The sequence below is a fragment of the Bizionia sp. M204 genome, from assembly GCF_023205095.1.
In the GTDB taxonomy this organism is placed as follows: domain Bacteria; phylum Bacteroidota; class Bacteroidia; order Flavobacteriales; family Flavobacteriaceae; genus Algorimicrobium; species Algorimicrobium hallyeonense.
Genome location: NZ_CP046242.1, coordinates 2,323,258 through 2,343,851, shown reverse-complemented (window position 1 = coordinate 2,343,851; position 20,594 = coordinate 2,323,258). Strand labels below are relative to the sequence as shown.

The 20,594-nt window shown below is 33.6% G+C and carries 23 protein-coding genes; 17 read left to right on the top strand and 6 right to left on the bottom strand.

The window, feature by feature from the left end; all coding sequences use genetic code 11:
* Window positions 1-24 precede the first annotated feature (24 nt).
* The 17 genes from GMA17_RS10860 to GMA17_RS10780 all read left to right on the top strand — a co-directional run bounded on the left by GMA17_RS10860 (window position 25) and on the right by GMA17_RS10780 (window position 13,789).
* On the top strand, window positions 25-717 hold the full coding sequence (locus tag GMA17_RS10860) for a glycerophosphodiester phosphodiesterase family protein (RefSeq protein ID WP_248395984.1): 693 nt from the start codon (window positions 25-27) through the stop codon (window positions 715-717).
* A complete protein-coding gene (locus tag GMA17_RS10855) occupies window positions 714-1,925 on the top strand; it encodes an NAD(P)/FAD-dependent oxidoreductase (protein ID WP_248395981.1) in 1,212 nt (403 codons plus the stop codon). The genes GMA17_RS10860 and GMA17_RS10855 overlap by 4 nt, the downstream gene beginning before the upstream one ends.
* Before the next feature lie 45 nt (window positions 1,926-1,970).
* Window positions 1,971-2,216, top strand: a complete 246-nt coding sequence (locus tag GMA17_RS10850) for a hypothetical protein (protein ID WP_248395979.1) — start codon at window positions 1,971-1,973, stop codon at window positions 2,214-2,216.
* A complete protein-coding gene (locus tag GMA17_RS10845) occupies window positions 2,206-2,478 on the top strand; it encodes a hypothetical protein (protein WP_248395975.1) in 273 nt (90 codons plus the stop codon). Before GMA17_RS10850 ends, GMA17_RS10845 begins: the two co-directional genes overlap by 11 nt.
* Entirely contained in the window at window positions 2,479-3,009 is a 531-nt protein-coding gene (locus tag GMA17_RS10840) for a DUF1697 domain-containing protein (RefSeq protein WP_248395972.1), read from the top strand. It abuts the gene before it with no gap.
* A gap of 9 nt (window positions 3,010-3,018) precedes the next feature.
* Window positions 3,019-4,128: a diphosphomevalonate/mevalonate 3,5-bisphosphate decarboxylase family protein gene (locus tag GMA17_RS10835; protein ID WP_248395969.1), complete on the top strand. Its 1,110-nt coding sequence runs from the start codon at window positions 3,019-3,021 to the stop codon at window positions 4,126-4,128.
* 64 nt (window positions 4,129-4,192) lie between these two features.
* Entirely contained in the window at window positions 4,193-5,122 is a 930-nt protein-coding gene (locus GMA17_RS10830; RefSeq protein WP_248395967.1) for a mevalonate kinase, read from the top strand.
* 11 nt (window positions 5,123-5,133) lie between these two features.
* Window positions 5,134-6,039, top strand: a complete 906-nt coding sequence (locus GMA17_RS10825; protein WP_248395965.1) for a geranylgeranylglycerol-phosphate geranylgeranyltransferase — start codon at window positions 5,134-5,136, stop codon at window positions 6,037-6,039.
* A gap of 94 nt (window positions 6,040-6,133) precedes the next feature.
* A complete protein-coding gene (locus tag GMA17_RS10820; RefSeq protein ID WP_248395963.1) occupies window positions 6,134-7,009 on the top strand; it encodes a pseudouridine synthase in 876 nt (291 codons plus the stop codon).
* A 12-nt stretch (window positions 7,010-7,021) separates the two neighbouring features.
* Window positions 7,022-7,174, top strand: coding sequence for a hypothetical protein (locus tag GMA17_RS10815; protein ID WP_248395961.1), 153 nt, complete (start codon window positions 7,022-7,024; stop codon window positions 7,172-7,174).
* 171 nt (window positions 7,175-7,345) lie between these two features.
* Window positions 7,346-8,746 (top strand): arginine decarboxylase, encoded by a 1,401-nt coding sequence (locus GMA17_RS10810; RefSeq protein WP_248395959.1) that lies wholly within the window; start codon window positions 7,346-7,348, stop codon window positions 8,744-8,746.
* On the top strand, window positions 8,736-9,677 hold the full coding sequence (gene speB, locus GMA17_RS10805) for an agmatinase (protein WP_248395957.1): 942 nt from the start codon (window positions 8,736-8,738) through the stop codon (window positions 9,675-9,677). The genes GMA17_RS10810 and speB overlap by 11 nt, the downstream gene beginning before the upstream one ends.
* Window positions 9,667-10,641 (top strand): deoxyhypusine synthase family protein, encoded by a 975-nt coding sequence (locus GMA17_RS10800; protein ID WP_248395955.1) that lies wholly within the window; start codon window positions 9,667-9,669, stop codon window positions 10,639-10,641. The genes speB and GMA17_RS10800 overlap by 11 nt, the downstream gene beginning before the upstream one ends.
* Before the next feature lie 2 nt (window positions 10,642-10,643).
* The gene (locus tag GMA17_RS10795; RefSeq protein WP_248395953.1) at window positions 10,644-12,179 is read left to right on the top strand and encodes a bifunctional GNAT family N-acetyltransferase/carbon-nitrogen hydrolase family protein; all 1,536 of its coding nucleotides are present in this window, start codon (window positions 10,644-10,646) and stop codon (window positions 12,177-12,179) included.
* A gap of 41 nt (window positions 12,180-12,220) precedes the next feature.
* Entirely contained in the window at window positions 12,221-12,553 is a 333-nt protein-coding gene (locus GMA17_RS10790; RefSeq protein WP_248395951.1) for a hypothetical protein, read from the top strand.
* Window positions 12,554-12,564: 11 nt separating this feature from the next.
* Window positions 12,565-12,795: a hypothetical protein gene (locus GMA17_RS10785; RefSeq protein ID WP_066250421.1), complete on the top strand. Its 231-nt coding sequence runs from the start codon at window positions 12,565-12,567 to the stop codon at window positions 12,793-12,795.
* A 172-nt stretch (window positions 12,796-12,967) separates the two neighbouring features.
* Entirely contained in the window at window positions 12,968-13,789 is an 822-nt protein-coding gene (locus tag GMA17_RS10780) for a head GIN domain-containing protein (RefSeq protein ID WP_248395947.1), read from the top strand.
* 1 nt (window position 13,790) lies between these two features.
* Here the strand turns inward: GMA17_RS10780 and GMA17_RS10775 are convergent, their stop codons facing one another.
* The 6 genes from GMA17_RS10775 to GMA17_RS10750 all read right to left on the bottom strand — a co-directional run bounded on the left by GMA17_RS10775 (window position 13,791) and on the right by GMA17_RS10750 (window position 20,594).
* The gene (locus GMA17_RS10775) at window positions 13,791-14,615 is read right to left on the bottom strand and encodes an alpha/beta hydrolase (protein ID WP_248395945.1); all 825 of its coding nucleotides are present in this window, start codon (window positions 14,613-14,615) and stop codon (window positions 13,791-13,793) included.
* On the bottom strand, window positions 14,587-15,981 hold the full coding sequence (locus GMA17_RS10770) for a mannosyltransferase (protein ID WP_248395944.1): 1,395 nt from the start codon (window positions 15,979-15,981) through the stop codon (window positions 14,587-14,589). The genes GMA17_RS10775 and GMA17_RS10770 overlap by 29 nt, the downstream gene beginning before the upstream one ends.
* Before the next feature lie 91 nt (window positions 15,982-16,072).
* Window positions 16,073-16,711, bottom strand: coding sequence for an SDR family oxidoreductase (locus GMA17_RS10765; protein ID WP_248395942.1), 639 nt, complete (start codon window positions 16,709-16,711; stop codon window positions 16,073-16,075).
* An 85-nt stretch (window positions 16,712-16,796) separates the two neighbouring features.
* The gene (locus GMA17_RS10760; protein ID WP_248395940.1) at window positions 16,797-18,281 is read right to left on the bottom strand and encodes a cellulose synthase family protein; all 1,485 of its coding nucleotides are present in this window, start codon (window positions 18,279-18,281) and stop codon (window positions 16,797-16,799) included.
* Window positions 18,278-18,970, bottom strand: a complete 693-nt coding sequence (locus GMA17_RS10755) for a glycosyltransferase family 2 protein (protein ID WP_248395938.1) — start codon at window positions 18,968-18,970, stop codon at window positions 18,278-18,280. The genes GMA17_RS10760 and GMA17_RS10755 overlap by 4 nt, the downstream gene beginning before the upstream one ends.
* A gap of 43 nt (window positions 18,971-19,013) precedes the next feature.
* Entirely contained in the window at window positions 19,014-20,594 is a 1,581-nt protein-coding gene (locus GMA17_RS10750) for a 4Fe-4S dicluster domain-containing protein (RefSeq protein WP_248395936.1), read from the bottom strand.

The window sequence follows — 20,594 nt, the reverse complement described above, 5'->3', positions numbered from 1 at the left end:
AAACTGACACTAAAAATTTTGAATATGCAGAATGCTTCAACCCGTGTTTTTGGTCATCGAGGCGCTAAAGGTTATCTAGCGGAAAACACTATAGAATCCATTGAAAAAGCACTGGGTTTTAATGTGGATGGCATTGAAATAGATGTGCATCTGTGCGCTTCTGGTGAATTAGTTGTTTTTCATGATTTCACATTAGATAGAATGACAAATGGAACTGGTGAAGTTGGCAAACAAACTCTAGAAGCCTTAAAAAACCTAACAGTCAACGGTGGATTTCAAGTTCCGACTTTAGAAGATGTATTAAATTTAATTGATAAAAAATGCATTTTAAATATTGAATTAAAAGGAAAAAACACAGCCATTAAAACCTGTGAAATGGTTGATAATTATGTTCGGAATTATGGTTGGAAATATGCTGATTTTATTGTGTCTAGTTTTCAGCATGCTGAATTAGAAGCCGTATTTCAAACCAATAAAAATATACCACTAGCCGTTTTAACAAAAGCCAGTGTTACCGAAGCAATAGAATTTGCTGAAACTATTAAGGCTAAAATTATTCATCCTAATTATGCTTTATTAACAAAAGATAATGTGAAGCTGGCTCAAAATAGAGGTTTTGAAGTTAACACCTGGACGGTAAATGATGCCGATACTAATCTACGTATGAAAGATTATGGTGTTAATGGTATTATTTCAGATGTGCCAGATAAAATATGAAACAACAAGATGTACTTATTATTGGAGGTGGAGCTGCGGGGTTTTTTGCAGCCATTAATATGGCGGAATTGAACCCAGAACTATCTATCACCATTTTGGAGAAAGCTAAAGAAGGTTTACAAAAGGTGAAAATTTCTGGAGGAGGCCGTTGCAATGTTACCCATGCCGAATTTATTCCGGCAGAATTAACACAGAACTACCCACGAGGTGAAAAAGAATTATTAGGACCCTTCCACCAATTCATGACAGGTGATACGATTGCCTGGTTTGAGAAACGAGGCGTGGAATTGAAAATTGAAGACGATGGTCGCATGTTTCCCGTTTCAAACTCATCTCAAACTATTATTGATTGTTTCCTAAATGAAGTCCAGAAACTAAAAATTAACGTGCAGTATAGTCAGAATGTTACGGCAATTGCCGTTCAAAATAATTCTAAAGGTTTCATCGTTTCAACAAAAGATGAAACCTATCAAGCAGATAAACTACTTATAGCAACAGGTAGTTCTGTCAAGTTTTGGAAGTTAGTGGAAGGATTAGGACATACTGTTGTGCAGCCCGTTCCATCTTTATTTACCTTTGATATTCAAGATGAACGAATCCGGGATATTCCAGGCGTTGTAGCGCTAGACGTAGGTGTTTCTGTTGTTGGAACAGATTTACATTCCGAAGGGCCTTTGCTAATTACCCATGTTGGAATGAGTGCGCCAGCTATCTTAAAATTATCTGCTTTTGGTGCTTTGGAATTAGCGAAACGCAATTATAATTTTAAAATTGAGATTAATTTTATCAAGCAATCTTTTGATGATTGTTTGAATCATTTAAAAGAACTCAAACAACAGTTTGCTAAAAAAACCGTTTATAAAGCCGCACAATTGGATTTGCCAAAACGCTTATGGCGAAAACTGGTTTTGGCTGCAGGAATTTCGGAAGCTGATCGTTGGGCAGAATTAAACAAGCAACAATTGGAAGATTTGAGTAATCAATTGACCAGCGCTATTTTTCAGGTTACAGGAAAAAGTACGTTTAAAGATGAATTTGTAACAGCTGGAGGGATTAATTTAAAAGAAATTAACTTCAAAACTTTTGAAAGTCGCCTTCATAAAAACCTCTATTTTGCAGGGGAAGTTCTTAATATTGATGCGGTCACTGGTGGTTTTAATTTCCAGAATGCCTGGACTGGCGCTTTTATTGTAGCGAAATCTATATAGATTCGATATATTTTTTATATATTTAGTATATAGAATCTATATATCATGGGAAAGACAAAAAAATTAATTGAACTAGACGATAAAGCCATTGCTATTCTTGAAAAGCAGGCAAAACTTGAAAAGCGTTCCTTGAAAAATTATCTGGAATATATGATAGAAGATACGGCTTTACGTTATAGCGAACCATCAGGAGAATATAAAAAAATGATGGATGATATGATTGAACGTCACGAAAAAGGAACACTTAAAACCTATTCTTGGGAAGAGATAAAGAAAGAATATGGACGTTAAAACTGTTGAGTTTACTGAAGAAGCAAGGCTAGAATTTCATAAAGCAAAATGTTTTATGGAATTCAATGGTTGCGAAAATGAGTTTTGGTCAGATGTAAATAGACAAATGGATTTAATATTAGAATTTCCCTATGCTTTTCAAATTCGTTATAAGCACGTTCGTGCGGTGTCTTTACAGAAATTCAATTATTCCATTCATTATGTGCAAAAACCAGATGGTATTTTAGTTTATAGATTTTTAAATCTAAAACAAGACTATTAAATGACAACTTTTGTCTTGCTTTTAAAAGGGATTAACGTTGGTGGACATAAAAAAATCCCGATGGCTGATTTACGGGATTTATTAACTAAATCTGGGTATAAAAACGTTAAAACCTATATTCAAAGTGGGAATGTTATTTTAGAATCGGCAGCCAACGATATAGCAGAAATAGAACCGGATATTACTGCGGCTATTTTAAAACAATTTGGATTTGAGGTATCAGTTTTAGTGAAAACACGTCATGATTTAGAACGTATTTTTAATTCGAGTCCCTTTTCCGAAGAAAAAAAGAAAGCCAGTTATTTTATCATGCTTCATAAAACACCAGATGCTGATTTAGTACGTGAAGCTTCAGAAAAAGTCTATGAAGGTGAAGAATACGAAATTATAAACGACTGCATTTATTTTTTTTGCGAAAAAGGCTTTGGGCAGGCGAAATTCAATGTAAGTTTCTTCGAACAAAAATTAAATACATTTGCAACCGCTAGAAACTATAACACAATGCTAAAGTTATTATCTTTGTCAGCATAAAATGAGTCGATGACAGAACAACATTTCATTCCGGAAAATTTTTCAGAAACACGTCCAAACGGTCAAGTTGCTTGGGAATCACCTAGTAATATTGCTTTAATTAAATATTGGGGAAAACGTAAAAATCAAATTCCTGAAAACCCTTCTATCAGTTTTACATTAAGTAATTGCAAAACTATTACCACGCTTTCGTTTAAAGCGAAAGATACCAATGATACTTTTTCATTTGATGTATTTTTAGAGGGTAACAAAAAAGAAGATTTTAAGCCAAAAATTCAAACCTTTTTTGAACGCGTGGAGCAGTATTTGCCATTTTTAAAAGATTATCATTTTATTATTGAAACCAAAAACACTTTTCCACACAGTTCGGGAATTGCTTCGTCTGCATCTGGTATGAGTGCTTTGGCCTTGTGTTTAATGAGTGTTGAAAAACAAATTATTGAAAAAGATGTCACCTTGAACGTAGATGAGAGTTCTTATGATGAAAAATACTTTAACCAAAAAGCATCATTTTTGGCACGTTTAGGATCAGGTTCCGCTTGCCGAAGTATTGAAGGCGATGTAATTGTTTGGGGAGAAACGAACGTCGTGGAAGGAAGTAGCAATTTATTTGGAACAAAATACCCGTATCCAGTTCACGATATATTTAAAGAGTATCAAGACACTATTTTACTCGTTGACAAAGGCGAAAAGCAGGTAAGTAGTACGGTTGGCCACAATTTAATGTATGATCATCCGTATGCGCAAAATCGCTTTCAGCAAGCACATGATAATCTAGAAAAAATGAAAATCATTTTGGAATCAGGCGATTTGGACGCATTCATTGGTTTGGTTGAGAGTGAGGCATTAACGCTTCATGCAATGATGATGACAAGTATGCCGTACTTTATTTTAATGAAGCCTAATACCTTAAAAGTAATAAATGCCATCTGGGATTTCCGTGAAAAAACGGGTTTACCAATTAGTTTTACATTAGATGCTGGAGCAAATGTACATGTGTTATACCCTAAACGCGATGCTGTTCCAATTCTAGAATTTATTAAGAACGAGCTTGTTACATATTGCCAAAACCAGCATTTTATTTCAGACCAAATTGGTTTTGGTGCTACTCAAATATAATTTTATTACGTATCTTTGTTATACGGTTTCTGTATACTGAATGCTGATAACTGAATACTAATTTATGAAAGGACCCCTTTTTTACTCAAAAATATTGCTCTTCGGAGAGTATGGAATCATTAAAGATTCCAAAGGTTTATCTATACCATATAATTTTTATAATGGTGCTTTAAAGGTGGCCGAAAACCCCACAGAATCCTCTATTAAATCTAATTTAAGTTTAAAACGTTTTGCTGATTATTTAGAGCAAATTAATCCAGAATTAGTCACTTTTGATATAGCAACTTTAAAAGCAGATGTGGAAGCAGGCATGTATTTTGATTCGTCCATTCCGCAAGGGTACGGCGTTGGTAGCAGTGGTGCTTTAGTAGCTGCACTTTATGATCAGTATGCACAAAATAAAATCACGGTTTTAGAAAATTTAACACGTGAAAAACTCATTCAATTAAAAACTATTTTTTCTGAAATGGAATCGTTTTTCCATGGTAAGTCTTCGGGTCTCGATCCGTTAAATAGTTATTTAAGTATTCCAATCCTTATCAACTCTAAAGATAATATTGAAGCTACTGGAATTCCGTCGCAAACGGCTGATGGTAAAGGTGCCGTTTTTTTATTAGATAGTGGTGTGGTTGGCGAAACGGCTCCCATGGTACGTATTTTTATGGAGAATATGAAGCAGGAAGGTTTCCGTAATATGCTTAAAAATCAATTCATAAAACATACCGATGCTTGCGTAGACGATTTTTTGAAGGGAGATGTAAAATCACTTTTCAAAAACACCAAGCAATTATCAAAAGTTGTGTTGAATCATTTTAAACCAATGATTCCATTGCAATTTCATGAGCTGTGGCAAAAAGGCATTGAAACCAATGAGTATTACTTAAAACTTTGTGGCTCCGGTGGAGGCGGTTATATTTTAGGTTTTACTGAAGATATTGATCAAGCCAAAAAATCACTTTCGGATTATAAATTAGAAGTCGTTTACAACTTCTAAATTTTTCAAACATGTTTTCTCGCAGGCAAAAACACATTTTACTAAAATTTTTTAGTCTGTTTTCGGTTATTCGTGGGTATAATATTCTCATTATAATCATTGCGCAATATTTAACCGCTGTTTATATTTTAGCTCATGATTTACCGCTTCGTGAAGTTGTTTTCGACTTAAATTTATTTATGCTCGTGCTAGCATCGTCAGCAACTATTGCCGGTGGATATATTATCAATAGTTTTTACGATTCTGAAAAAGATTTAATAAACAGACCTATTAAGTCTCAACTTGACAGATTAGTAAGCCAAAATACCAAGCTTTCCTTTTACTTTTTATTAAATTTTATTGCCGTCATCATGGCCAGCTATGTGTCCTTTAGAGCGGTCATTTTCTTTTCGCTTTATATTTTTGGAATCTGGTTGTATTCGCATAAACTTAAAAAATTACCTTTTATTGGCAATCTAACATCTGCCATTTTAACTATTACACCATTTTTTGCCATTTTCATTTATTATCGGAATTTTGAAACGGTCATTTTTGTACACGCTACATTTTTGTTTTTAATTATCTCTATGCGCGAATTGACAAAAGATTTAGAAAACATAAAAGGAGATTTGGTTCAAAATTACCATACAATTCCCGTTGTTTACGGCGAAAAAGCATCTAAAATTATGCTGACAGTATTAACATTACTAACCCTTATTCCTAGCTATTTGGTGCTGTATAAATTTGAAATTGGCCATATGTACCTGTTTTTCTATACCTGTATTTTGTTGCTCGTGGTGTTTCTTTTGTTGCTTTGGCTTTCTAAAACAAAAACACACTATCTCATACTTCATAATATTTTGAAGTTTATTATTGTTGCTGGTGTATTTAGTATTCTTCTAATTAATGTGGATTTGGTCCTATCTAGAATATTTTAAGAGACTATATATTCAATGTTTAGCCAATTGAATCTGTAGGTTAATTCATTAAAATGTCAACTATTGTATTACCTTTGCCTAAAATTTAGTAATCATGAGCAGACAGCAAGGAAGTAGCGGAAAAGGAAAATCCGCAGGAAGAGGACAGCAAGACGGAAAAGATAAAGTTTCGGGACGTGGTTCTAACAACGAAAAAAGTAAAAGTTTTGCACGAGGAAACGCGCCAATAAAGCCAAAGGCAACACCTAACAAAAAGAAGGATTCAGGAGAAATCCGATTAAATAAATACATTGCTAATTCAGGAATTTGTTCCCGTCGTGAAGCCGATGAGCATATTGCTATTGGATTGGTAACCGTTAATGGAAAACCTGTTATTGAAATGGGTTATAAAGTGAAATTGGAAGATGATGTTCGTTATGATGGCAGACGTATAAATCCAGAAAAAAAAGCTTACGTTTTATTAAATAAGCCAAAAGGTTTTGCTACCACAACGAGTGAAGGTAAAGGGAGAACAGTTATGGATTTAGTGGCAAACGCTACGGATTCTCGTATAAAGCCTATTGGACGCTTAGGAAGAAATTCCACGGGTTTATTATTGTTTACCAATGATGAGGAGATTGTGAAAAAATTCACAAATTCTAAACATGGTGTACCGCGTTTATTCCAGGTGGAATTAGATAAGAATCTGAAATTCGAAGATTTAAAAAGTATTCAAGAAGGTATAAAAATTGATGGCAAGTTAACACCTGTAGAAGAGATTAGTTATATTGAAGGTCAGAGCAAGAATCTGATTGGTTTAAAAATTAAAAATACAGGAAACACAATTATCCGAACTATTTTTGAACACCTAAATTACGATATCATTAAGATTGATTGTGTGGCTATTGCGCATCTTACCAAGAAAGATATTCCAAGAGGTCATTGGAAACATCTTACAATTCAAGAAATCAACACGCTTAGGATGCTGTAAAACAGCATTTTAATGCAATTAAAAAAAGATAAAAAAAAAGCTCGAAATTCAAAAAAATATATTTCATTTGCACCGCATTTAGCTGAACAAATTGAAAACTGTTTTTATTTTCGGGCTTTTGACTTTCAGGAAGTCATTTTCAAAAGCCGCTTACAGATTAAGTAACCGAATTTTAGAGCTAACTTCCGTTTCATACATATTATCAAGCCAACATTTATTTGGCTTTATTCCTACGACTCATCCTCAAATTCAAGTTTGATTATTTTATAATTTAATGTTATATTATCGCTGAAAATAATATCAGTTCGTACCTTTAAATTTTAAACATCAAAATTAATGAATACAAAATATATTGATCTAATCAATCAAACCTTTGATTTTCCACAAGAAGAATTTAAACTGGAAGATAAAACACTAGAATTCCATGATGTAGACCTTATGCAACTGGTTGAGGATTATGGAACTCCCTTAAAATTTACCTATTTACCGCAAATATCAAATAATATTCAGCGCGCAAAAGGTTGGTTTGCAAAAGCCATAAAAAATAATAAATATAAAGGCAAGTATAATTATTGCTATTGTACAAAAAGTTCCCACTTTAAACACGTCTTAGATGAAGCGTTAACAAACGACATTCATATTGAAACATCATCTGCTTTCGACATAGACATTGTTGAAAATTTAAAAGTGGAAGGTAAAATTACAGATAAAACCTATGTAATCTGTAATGGTTTTAAACGTTCGCAATATGTAACTAATATTGCTAGACTAATCAATAGTGGACAGAAAAACTGTATTCCAATTATTGATAACTATGAAGAAATAGATTTACTTTCCGAAGAAATAAAAGGAAAATACAATATTGGTATTCGTATTGCTTCTGAAGAAGAACCAAAATTCGAGTTTTATACGTCTCGTTTAGGGATTGGATATAAAAACATCGTGCCATTTTATAAAAACCAAATTCAAGATAATAAGAAAGTTAAACTTAAAATGTTACACTTTTTTATTAATACTGGAATTCGCGATAACGCCTATTACTGGAATGAATTGGCAAAGTGTTTAAAGGTTTACACCAGCTTAAAAAAGATTTGTCCAACCTTAGATAGTCTGAATATTGGTGGTGGATTTCCAATAAAAAATTCATTAGCATTTGAATTTGACTACGAGTATATGATTGATGAAATTATCAATCAAATAAATTTAGCATGCGAGAATGAAGATGTAGCCGTTCCAAATATTTTTACAGAGTTTGGAAGTTTTACAGTTGGCGAAAGTGGCGGTGCTATTTATGAAGTCCTTTATCAAAAACAACAAAATGATCGTGAAAAATGGAATATGATTAATTCATCATTTATCACGACCTTACCAGATACTTGGGCAATTAATAAGCGGTTTATTATGTTGCCAATTAACCGTTGGTACGAGAGTTATGAACGTGTACTATTGGGAGGTTTAACCTGCGATAGTGATGATTACTATAACAGTGAACAACACATGAATGCTATTTATTTACCAAAATATAATAAGGATAAACCGTTGTATATTGGCTTTTTCAATACAGGAGCTTATCAGGAAACCATTGGTGGATTTGGTGGATTGCAGCATTGCTTAATACCATCACCAAAACATGTATTAATTAATAAAGATGCTGATGGAAACATCACCACAAAATTATTTGCGGAACAACAAAAAAGTGAAGACTTACTTAAAATTTTAGGTTACAATGGACAATAAAACGTATGCAGGAATAGAGGAGCAATATTCCAAATTAGATAGCTCAAAAATCGTATTAATATCTGTACCTTATGATGGCACAAGTACATGGCAAAAAGGCGCGGATAAAGGTCCAGAAGCATTTTTAAATGCGTCAGAAAACATGGAGCTTTATGATATTGAAACAGGAACAGAGGTATACAAACAAGGTGTATATTTAGCGAAGCCTATTACTGAAAATTCATCACCAGAAAAAATGGTTGATGCGGTTCATGAAGCAACAAAAAAGTATATTAAACGCAACAAATTTGTTACTGCTTTTGGTGGTGAGCATTCAATTTCTATTGGTACCATTAGAGCATTTAATGAGTGCTTTGATAACCTTACCGTACTGCAATTAGATGCACATGCCGATTTACGTAAAGAATACCATGGTAGTAAATGCAATCACGCGTGTGCGCTTTATGAAGCAAGTCAAACAGCAAATTTAATTCAAGTTGGTATCCGAAGTATGGATGTTATTGAAACTACCGTAATGGATTTTGACAAAACATATTTTGCTCATGATATGGCTGTGGATGATACTTGGATGGATTCAGCAATCGATCAGATGACGGAAAATGTATTTATTACAATAGATTTAGACGCTTTTGATCCGTCTATCATGCCAAGCACAGGAACACCAGAACCAGGCGGTTTACTATGGTATGAAACACTTGAATTTTTACGTCAAGTTTTTGCGGAAAAAAATGTGGTAGGTTTTGATATTGTGGAATTATGCCCAAATGAAAACGAGCGTTCTTCCGATTTTTTAGCTGCGAAACTCTATTACAAAATGCTGACTTACAAGTTTCTAGATGATGCTGTTGGCGACAGTTTCGATAACAATTTTAATGAATCAAAAGAAAATACAACTAAATTTTCTAAATTTAATGAAGACGATGACAACTAAAGGAGAAATATCAAAATTTATAGAAAAGTACTACTTACATTTTAACGCAGCTGCTTTAGTAGATGCCGCAAAAGGGTATGAGGATCAACTATATAATGGCGCTAAAATGTTGGTGTCATTAGCTGGAGCTATGAGTACGGCCGAATTAGGTAAAATATTTGCCGAAATGATTCGTCAAGATAAAGTTCAAATTATTTCTTGTACAGGTGCAAACTTGGAGGAAGATATTATGAATTTAGTAGCGCACTCTCATTACAAACGTGTGCCTAATTACCGAGATTTAACACCTCAAGATGAATGGGATTTGTTAGAAAAAGGTCTAAACCGTGTTACGGATACCTGTATTCCTGAAGAGGAAGCATTTAGAAGAATCCAAAAGCATATTGTAAAAATTTGGAAAGATGCAGAAGCCAAAGGTGAGCGTTATTTACCGCATGAATATATGTACAAATTATTACTTTCAGGTGTTTTAGAAGAGCATTATGAAATTGATATTAAAGATTCTTGGATGTATGCAGCAGCCGAAAAAAACCTACCTATTATCTGCCCAGGATGGGAAGATAGTACTATGGGTAATATTTTTGCAAGCTACGTATTAAAAGGTGAATTGAAAGCCAGCACTATGAAATCTGGTATTGAATACATGACTTTTTTAGCGGATTGGTATACCGATAACTCTGAAAACGGTATCGGTTTCTTCCAAATTGGAGGTGGTATTGCGGGTGATTTCCCAATCTGTGTGGTACCAATGTTGTATCAAGATATGGAACGTCCAGAAACACCATTTTGGAGTTATTTCTGTCAGATTAGTGATTCTACAACTAGTTACGGATCGTATTCAGGAGCTGTTCCTAACGAGAAAATTACTTGGGGAAAATTAGATATTAATACACCGAAATTTATAATTGAAAGTGATGCAACTATTGTTGCACCATTAGTTTTTGCTTACCTGCTTGGGATGTAAATATGAAAACGCAGAAAATTGAAAATATTGAATTAAAGTACCTTACAGTTGACGATTATGAGGAATTAAAATCGGCAACCTTGGAGGCTTATGGAGGCGTTTTAAATTCGTATTGGAAAAAACATCACATACAAGATTTAACTAGAAAATTTCCGGAAGGTCAAGTCGTAATAAAAATTGATGGAGACATTGCTGGTTGCGCCTTATCCATTATTGTGGATTATGATTCTATTGATGATGAGCATACCTACGAAGATATTATAGCGGGAGAATCTTTTAAAAACCATGATAAAAAGGGTGATGTTTTATACGGAATAGACGTGTTTATAAAACCAAAATACCGTGGATTGCGTTTAGGCAGACGACTTTATGATTACCGTAAAGAAGTGTGCGAAAACTTGAATTTAAAAGGAATTGTTTTTGGTGGTCGTATGCCAAATTACCAGCACCATAAGGATTTAACTCCTAAAGAATATTTTGAAAAAGTAAAACGTAAGGAAATTCATGACCCGGTTTTAAATTTTCAAATTTCTAATGATTTTCATCCCGTTCGTATTTTAAAAGGGTATTTGGAAGGTGATACAGCCTCCAATGAATATGCTGTTTTAATGGAATGGGATAATATTTACTATACCAAACCGAATAAAAAAGCGAGTACCGTTAAAACTATTGTGCGTTTAGGCCTTATTCAATGGCAAATGCGGACCTATACTGGTTTAGACGAACTGATGCAACAAGTGGAGTACTTTGTAGATAGTGTGTCTGCGTATCGTTCAGACTTTGCGGTTTTCCCAGAGTTTTTTAACGCACCACTAATGGCGAAGTTTAACCATATGCATGAGCCAGATGCTATTAGGGAATTGGCAAAGTACACAGAGGTTATTGTAAATAAGTTGAAACAATTATCTATTTCGTATAATATCAATATTATTTCTGGTAGTATGCCCGAATTGGTAGATGATAAATTATATAATGTCGGATATTTATGTCGTCGTGATGGAAGTGCAGAACGATACGAGAAAATTCATGTAACACCAGATGAAGCTAAAGTCTGGGGAATGCAGCGTGGAAATAAATTGCAGACTTTTGAAACAGATTCAGGAAAAATTGGTATTTTAATATGCTATGATTCGGAATTTCCAGAATTATCACGTTTATTGGCAGACGAAGGTATGGATATTTTATTCGTGCCGTTTTTAACGGATACACAAAATGGGTACTCTCGCGTCCGTTTATGTTCGCAAGCAAGAGCTATTGAAAACGAATGTTATGTTGCAATTTCAGGGAGTGTCGGTAATTTACCGAACGTGAATAATATGGATATTCAGTATGCGCAATCGGCTGTGTTTACACCTTGCGATTTTTCATTTCCAAGTAACGGAATCAAGGCTGAAGCAACACCAAATACCGAAATGATTCTTGTAGCTGACGTTGATTTGAGCCTGCTTCGCGAACTTCATTCGCATGGAGCTGTTAAAAATTTGAAAGACAGACGAAAAGATTTTTATGATGTTGTCAGAATTAATCACAATAAATAGTAACTTTATTTTTTTTAAAAGTATAAATATTTGCCCAAGTAATGAAAAATAGAAATGATAATTTAAAACGCGTAATTGTAGACTTTAAAAAGCTTACACCAGAAATTTTAGCTTTGCTCGTTGAAAAATATCCTGATGGTTATGATGAAGATCAAATTGTTTCCTTCAGAAATGCAAAAAACGAAATCATAGAAGCTGTTGAAGTAACAACTAGTGATACCAAGTATTTAGTAAAAGTTAGTACCAAACTAGCTGTAACTATGGAAAACTACGATGAAGATGATTACGAAGATTTTGATGGTGCAGATCCTGAAGCAGTTCAAGATCCAGATATTGAAATAGCAGATGAAGACGTTGAAGACGATATTGATTAATTTGTTATAACATGAGAACTGCGGTTTTTAAATCTTATGAGAATGGTTATTTTATCTTCTGGTTTGATAACGGAGAAGAGCTAGCTTTTGAAGAAGTTCATCCACGTGTATTAAAACAATTCGATTTAAAGAATGATGAGAATTATATTGATCAAGAATTTAAAATAGTTTTTGTTGAAGCACCTGACCCTTATGATGACGATTTAGTGATTTATAGAGTAGAAAATTTAAAACCACTATAATTTCGTTAATTAATACTTTAAAATTCAGAACTATAAATAGCATTTAAAATAAAAAGCAATTGGTTAATCCAATTGCTTTTTTTAAATAAAAGTGTGTTATTCAGCAAATGGCGTTGCGTTTCATAAATTACCCAATCGTTTTCCCTAACCCTAAATTATACTAAAAAATAAAATGAAAATACTAATATTAATGGTTGCCTGTATGGTAGCCATGACAACAAGTGCCCAAAAAAAACAAAAAATAAAAGGGGATAAAAATGTTGTAGACATATATAAAAATCTAGACCCGTTTTCGCAAATTGAAGTAACCGATGGTCTGGAAGTATTTATTATGCAAACCAGCTCTAATGGTTATCATGTTAAAACAGACGCAAACCTAGTAGATATCATTAAATTAGATGTTATTGATGGTGTTTTAAAAATTTATACGACTCATAAAATAGTGTCAAGCAAAAAGATGGAAATATACGTCACGTTTCAAGATTTGGAGCGTATTCATATAAATCAGAACGCACAAGTAGAAGGTCAAAATAAATTTGAGTTATTAGACTTCACCTTAAACTGTATGGAAAATGCGACTTTTGACCTAGATATAAATACCACTGATTTTTTTGTTCAAATGGATGATTCATCAAGAGGAGAGCTCCAAATTAAAAGTACTAATGCGAAGGCGATACTCAATGATAAGGCTCGGCTAGAGGGCATCATTTCCATAGATAATATGGAACTAACAATTAATAAAAGCGCCTATGCCAAGCTTGAAGGAAATGTAGAAAACCTTAATCTTATGGCTTCAGGATCTGCAGATTTAAAGGGTAAAGATTTAAAAGTTACAGAAGCCGAACTTAATATCTCAAATTCGTCTGAAGTGTATTTGTATGTAAGTAAACATTTAAGTATTTACGCAAGAGGAAAAAGTATTCTTCATATTTTTGGTAGTCCAGAAATTTCAGTGAAAGGATTGAGTGATAAATCTCAAATACTAAAAAAATAAATTAAAGCACTTGTTTTAATTCATCATAATACTGCTTGGTAATGTGCAAACCATTATGACCACCATCCGTAATTGGAAATAATGTGATGTTTCCTGGATTGATTTTTTGTAATTTTTTAGCGTTCGTTTCCGGATGAATCAGAAAATCTCGCGTGCCATAAAATATGGTAATCGGAGCTTTTACCGCGCCAATAAAGTGATATGTTGGAATGTCATATTTTATTAAAAAGGTGGGGATTGGAGGCGCAATTTCTTCGGAAATAAGCGTTTTCCACGAATAATAGGGAGCGTTTAATATAAGTTGTTTCGGATTGTTTTTTGAAGCCACATAAGCGGCAATACCAGAACCCAAAGAATAACCCAAAAGAACAATTTGATTTTCTGAATAATCTTTTTTCACATAGTTATAAATGGCTTGGCCATCATTAAATAATTCCTTTGCTTCTGAATACTCACCATCGCTTTTGCCATAACCACGATAATCAAAAAATAAAATATCATACCCATTATTTAGGTATAAAGGTGCGCGTTTTCCCCAATCATGAATAGCACCCGCATTGCCGTGAAAATAGATGATAACACCTTTTTTTGTTTGTTCAGTTTTAAACAATAATGCGTTTAACGAAACGGTTTCTGTAACAGGAATATTCAGTTCTTCAAAAGATTCTTTAAAGGTAAAGGTGTAATTTTTTTCTAAATGCTTCGGATTAAAAAAGAAACTTTCCTGCTTGAAATAAACAAAAATCAAAGACAAAATGTACAAGCCAAACAATACGGCAATTATGCGAAGAAATCGTCTAAAAAGTTTTGGAAAATTCAGTGTCAAGCGGTTTTGGTTTAAAAATGTCGTGCAAAAATACACTAAAAACCACTACATATTCAAATGCTATGATCCAGAGGTTTTCAGAATTGCTGGAATTGGAATAGGCTAAATAGCTGAAAATAATCATAAAACTCCAGACTATAGGAAACTTGTAATCTGTAAATACGGCAAGCAAAACTAATGTAGCTACATACCAAGGATGAACCGTTGTAGCCGTAAAGTAATACATGCTTAAAGCGATAAGCATCGCTGCTATAAGTTGTGTTGTGTTCTTTGGTTTTTTATAAATAGCCATGCCAATAATAAATAAAAATATAAAAAGAGCCGTTAGTTTTCCAATAATAGCTATCTGATTATAACCGGAAATCCAATATCCAATTGCCCTTAAAATGTAATAAACACTGGCGTTAAACTCAAAATTCTGAAACCATAAAGCAACGGTATGCGTGTAATTAGTCAGGAACTCGGTTGAATAAAACGGTAAAAACAAACAGGCCGTTGTTAACCCAACAATGCCATAAAAAGAGAACAGTTTCTTAATATCTACTTTGTCTGATTCTTTTGTTTCTGGCGTATTTTCTTTTTTAAACCATCTAAAAAATAATGGCAGGAATAACAATGGTATTAATTTAACCGAAACAGAACAGGCAAAAACTACAGCTGCCCATTGCCATTTACTTTTTTCTAACAAATACAAGCTCCAAATTAAGAAGAATAACATGACACCTTCAAAATGAAGATTTCCTATCAATTCAATAATAATAAATGGATTTAAAATATACCAGAATATTAAATGTTCTGGAAGCTTAAATCGAATTAGTAATTTTCTCCCGAAGTAGAGAATTCCAAAATCAGCAGCAATAATAATCAGTCGTAAAACAACAACCGAACCCAAAATGTTTTTACCACTTAATAAACCAGCTATAACAAAACACAGTTGATTGAGAGGCGGGTAATTGGTAAAGTGGCTGGCGTTCAATAAACCCATGCCATTATAAAGTTCCTGCGCTTGAGCTACGGGAAATATGCTCATAGAAATAAACGATTCCGGTGTATATAAATACGGATTAAAACCTTCTAAAATCATGCGTCCATCCCAAATAAATCGGTAAAAATCCTGTGATAAATTCGGTATGGCTAAAATAAAAACGGCTCTAAATCCAAAGGCTATCCACGTTAGGTATTGGATATTATGTTTAGTAAGCTGAATAAGTTTATAAAAAACCGCAAATAATGCTGCATATAGCATGAGTAGTTTTGTAGTGTCTGTTCGCGTTAAATCATAGGCAAAAGCCCAATAAAAAAGCAAACTGGATAGAGCCAGAAGCAACTGAAATTTATAGACCTGTAAAAAGTTGGAAATTTGCATGGGTTAAATATACAGCTTCAAATCTTTTATAAATAAAAAAACAACCACTGTGGTGATTGCTTTTTGATGTCAATTTTTAAAAGGATTAATGTTACATTTTTGAAACTTTATTCAAGGCATCGGCAATGAGTGTGTCGCCTTTAATAATTTCAAATGTAGCTTTATTTGCAACGTCGTCATTTAACGTTCTTACTAAAGTTTGCGCCACATCATTTCGGCTTATTTCTCCCTGCTTGTTCAGTTTCGATTCTAATTCTATTTTATTGCTCAATTCTCCATCTGTTAAGGCACCTGGTCTAACAATACTATAATTCAAACCACTTTTAATTAAATGGTTGTCTGCATTCTGTTTCGCTTTTAAATAATCTTTTAATTCTGAAACAGATTCGGGATTATCCGCACCCATGGAACTTAACATCACAAATTTTCTAATGTTATTCTGTTTAGAAGCATCAATAAGCTTTTTAGCACCTTCTTGATCTACTGCAACGACATTTTTTCCACCAGAACCAGCGGCAAATATAACTTTATCAATTGGTGTTTTAAACGCAGGCGTAACGTCCTGTTCTAAATCGGCTAGAATGGTGTCAACATTTTTCGATTTAAAAAAAGGAATCTGCTCTTCTTTCCTAACCATTGCAATCGGGTTAAAATATTGAGATTCACTTAAAAGATTAACTATTTTTTTTCCTGTGGTACCATGAGCACCTGCTACTAAAATATTTTCCATATCTTAATATAACCCGAAAAGCTAGTAATTACAAGGAATTGAAGCGGTTTAACGTAAGTTTAATACTATTGCCTAGCCAACGTGATTAATTTCTTAAAGACTTTAAAAACACATAACCGAAACCTAAAAATAGCATAAGATGAAATGGGAATAATCCAAAATCGCCTTTGTGATTTCCCACAATAAATGCACTGTACATGCCGAAGGCAAAGTAGAGTGTAAGTAGACCTTCAAAAATAACGTTTGTTGAAATTCTCTTTTTAAGATAAATATTATCTTTCCAAGAACTCTTATCGGTATTGATATTGAATTTTGGTGTACGAATAAAATCACTTCGCTTTCTGAAATGCCCTTCTATTACAGCTATGGTATTATGTAAAGAAAACCCCATAGCAATTGCGAAGAAACTAAAAAACATACCAATAAATCCAACAAAATTTTTAAATCCAGAACCATGTATGCGTTTATACATAAACCAATAACAAATGAAGAAAATTAGTGAGCTTACCACAAAAAAGCTAGTGGCATAAAAGTACATTTTAAGCGTATCATTTTCATGTTTAATATAAAGCATAGGAACGCTTAATATGGCAACAATTAAAATGTTTAAAAACATGGTACTATTTAATAAATGCAAAATACCATGCATTTTGGTTTTAGAAGATATGCCATTGTTCTTTACTATTTTAAAGAACATTTTCTGAAAATTTTCGGCCCCACCTTTATTCCACCTAAATTGTTGTGATCGTGCTGCACTAATTATAATAGGGAGTTCAGCAGGTGTTACAACATCTTCTAAATACTTAAATTTCCAGCCTTTTAATTGGGCACGATAGCTTAAATCCAAATCTTCGGTTAGCGTGTCGCCTTCCCAATTTCCCGCATCTAGAATACAGGTTTTTCGCCAAACACCGGCCGTTCCATTAAAATTTATAAAATGGTTTTTCGTGTTTCGTCCCGTTTGTTCTAAAGTGAAATGCGTATCTAAAGCAAAAGCTTGAATTTTAGTAAGAATAGAATAATCCCGATTTATATGTCCCCAACGGGTTTGAACAACACCAATGTTATTATCTTTAAAATGCGGAATGGTTTGCAAGAGCCAATCGGATTTCGGTAAAAAGTCGGCATCAAAAATGGCAATAAATTCTCCCTTGGCAGTTTCTAATCCAGCTTTTAATGCGCCAGCTTTAAAACCGGTTCTGTCCGTTCTATGAATGTATTTAATATCCAGACCTGTTTGCTGTAATTCACTAATTTTTGTATGAATTATTTGAATCGATTTATCCGTAGAATCATCTAACACTTGAATTTCTAATTTATCTTGCGGATAATCTATTTTCGAAACATTTTCCAACAAGCGCTCTACTACATACAATTCATTGTAAAGTGGTAATTGAATTGTTACTAGAGGGATTTCTGAAGGATTTTTAAAATTGAATTTAGTCGTATTATCAATCTTCTTTTTTGCTGACAAATAATTGAACAATAGATTTAGTTGCGCCAAAGCATACATGAATATAAGAAGCAATGCCAACGTGTAAATAGTTATGATGATGCCTTCAATAATCATTTTTTAAAACCGTATTTAAAAATCCACCCCAAAATTTTAAAGCCTGCAAAAACAGCACCTTTAACTGTTCCAGATACTTTAGAAATACCAATTCTGTTTCTGTAATTTACAGGAATTTCTGTATAAGAAATTTTTTGTTTTAATACTTTTAGTTGCATTTCTACTGTCCAACCATAGGTTTTATCTTCCATGTTTAAATCCAAAAGCTTGGTATATTTAATAGCGCGAAATGGCCCTAAATCCGTGAATTTCGACTTAAACATAAAACGCATTAAGGTGGTGGCTAGCCAATTTCCAAAAATTTGAGGTATGGTCATAGACCCTTTCTCACGTAGCATTTTCACACGAGCTCCAATTACAAAGTCGACTTTGTTGTCAAGTATAGGTTGAATTATTTTAGTGAGTTCTTCCGGGTAATCACTATAATCGCCATCAAGGAATACAATAATATCGGCTTTTTCATTTTGTTCAGCAACATAAGCCATACCTTTTAAACAGGCATAACCGTAGCCTTTTCTGCTTTCGCTTAACACCGTTGCTCCAGCGTTTCTAGCATTTTCTACCGTAGCATCCGTTGAGTTATTGCTCACCACAATAATTTCGTTTACTAATTCTGGAATATCTCCAATGACTAGCGGAATGGAATCAGCTTCATTATAAGCAGGAATAATGACTTTTATATGGGGCATTTGCTGTTTTGTTTCAGGGGACAAAAGTACGATAGTTTTATATTTATTTCTGATTCAGTAAATCCATTAAATCAACATCATTTCCTAAAAGAATTTCAGTTGGATTAATACGTCCGTTTTCTGGACCATTCTCCAATTTTAAAACGCCCCTTGGGCAAACGGCAGCGCAAATACCACAGCCAACACAACTAGATCGTATTATATTTTCACCTTTTTGAGCATAAGCTCTAACATCAATACCTTGTTCACAATAGGTGGAGCAATTACCACAGGAAATACATTGTCCACCATTGGTTGTAATTCTAAATCGGGATTTAAAACGTTGAACAAATCCTAAATATGCAGCTAATGGACAGCCAAATCTACACCAAACACGATTTCCAAAAATAGGGTAGAACCCTGTTCCTATAACTCCGGCGAAAATAGCGCCAATTAAAAAGCCGTAAATATCTTGTATGGTTTGTGTTTTTATTCCTAAAACAGCATCCGCTCCTGAAAAATAGGAATAGAGTGTAAACCCCGTCATAACAAGTGCAAATACTAAAACGCCATGCACTAGCCAGCGTTCTAATTGCCATGCTTTTAGTGATTTATCAGATAATTGACGATACGGATCGCCTAAAGTCTCTGCTAAACCACCGCATCCACATACCCACGAGCAGTACCAGCGTTTACCGAAAAAGTAAACCATAACGGGAACAACAACAACGGTTAAAACAATACCCCAAACTAGGATAAATAGGCCAAAACCACCACTTTCTATGAGTTGATTTAAATTCCAACTGAAAAAGAAATCGTAATCGAGAGGGAAGGCATTTTTAAAATCATACCAAGGCTTTTCAAAACGAACCAAAATTTCTGGAATCAAAAATGCAAATACAATCTGAAAAAAAAGCACCGAAGTAGTTCGTAGTATTTGATATTTATTATGACGGTATTTAATATACATGCGGACAGCCATAACCGTCATAACCGTAGAATATAGAAAACCGTAAAGAAACCATTGACTCGCTAAATTACCACTTAACGCCATGCTAAAGGGGTCAACTATGTACGTCCAATTAACGATGAAGTCTGGATAAAAATATAGTAGAACATAAAAACTGACTAGAAAAATAAATACAAACCAACCAATCCAACCTCTACTAGTTGAAGCATGGTGGTAAATACCATTATTTTTAATGCCAGGACGACCAAGTGTTACAACTTGCGGAATAATAAAGAATAAGGCACCAAGAATACCCAAACCAAAGGTGAGGATCCAAAATAGCATTTTATTGTCTTTTATTATGCCATTTCCTGAAGATTTGGCAAGCTCATAAGAAAAGCTATGTGGTTTAGTCCATATCACTTTATCCCATTCACTGTTTTCTTTGTGAGTGGTATTTGCGCTTTCTAAAGCCGTTGTTACTTTTGAAGAAAATGAAAAAGGGTCAGTAAACTCGTTTCCAACCAAATTAGTATTTATGTCATTTATAAATAGTTCGCTTTTTATTCCTTTATTCGTAACAACCTCGTCAAAGACATCTTGTGAAAGTTCATATCTTCCTAAAAATATTAAGGAAATAAAGATGGCAAGTCCAGTTAAAAATAAACCAAGACCTATATATTGTATTTGTTTCAT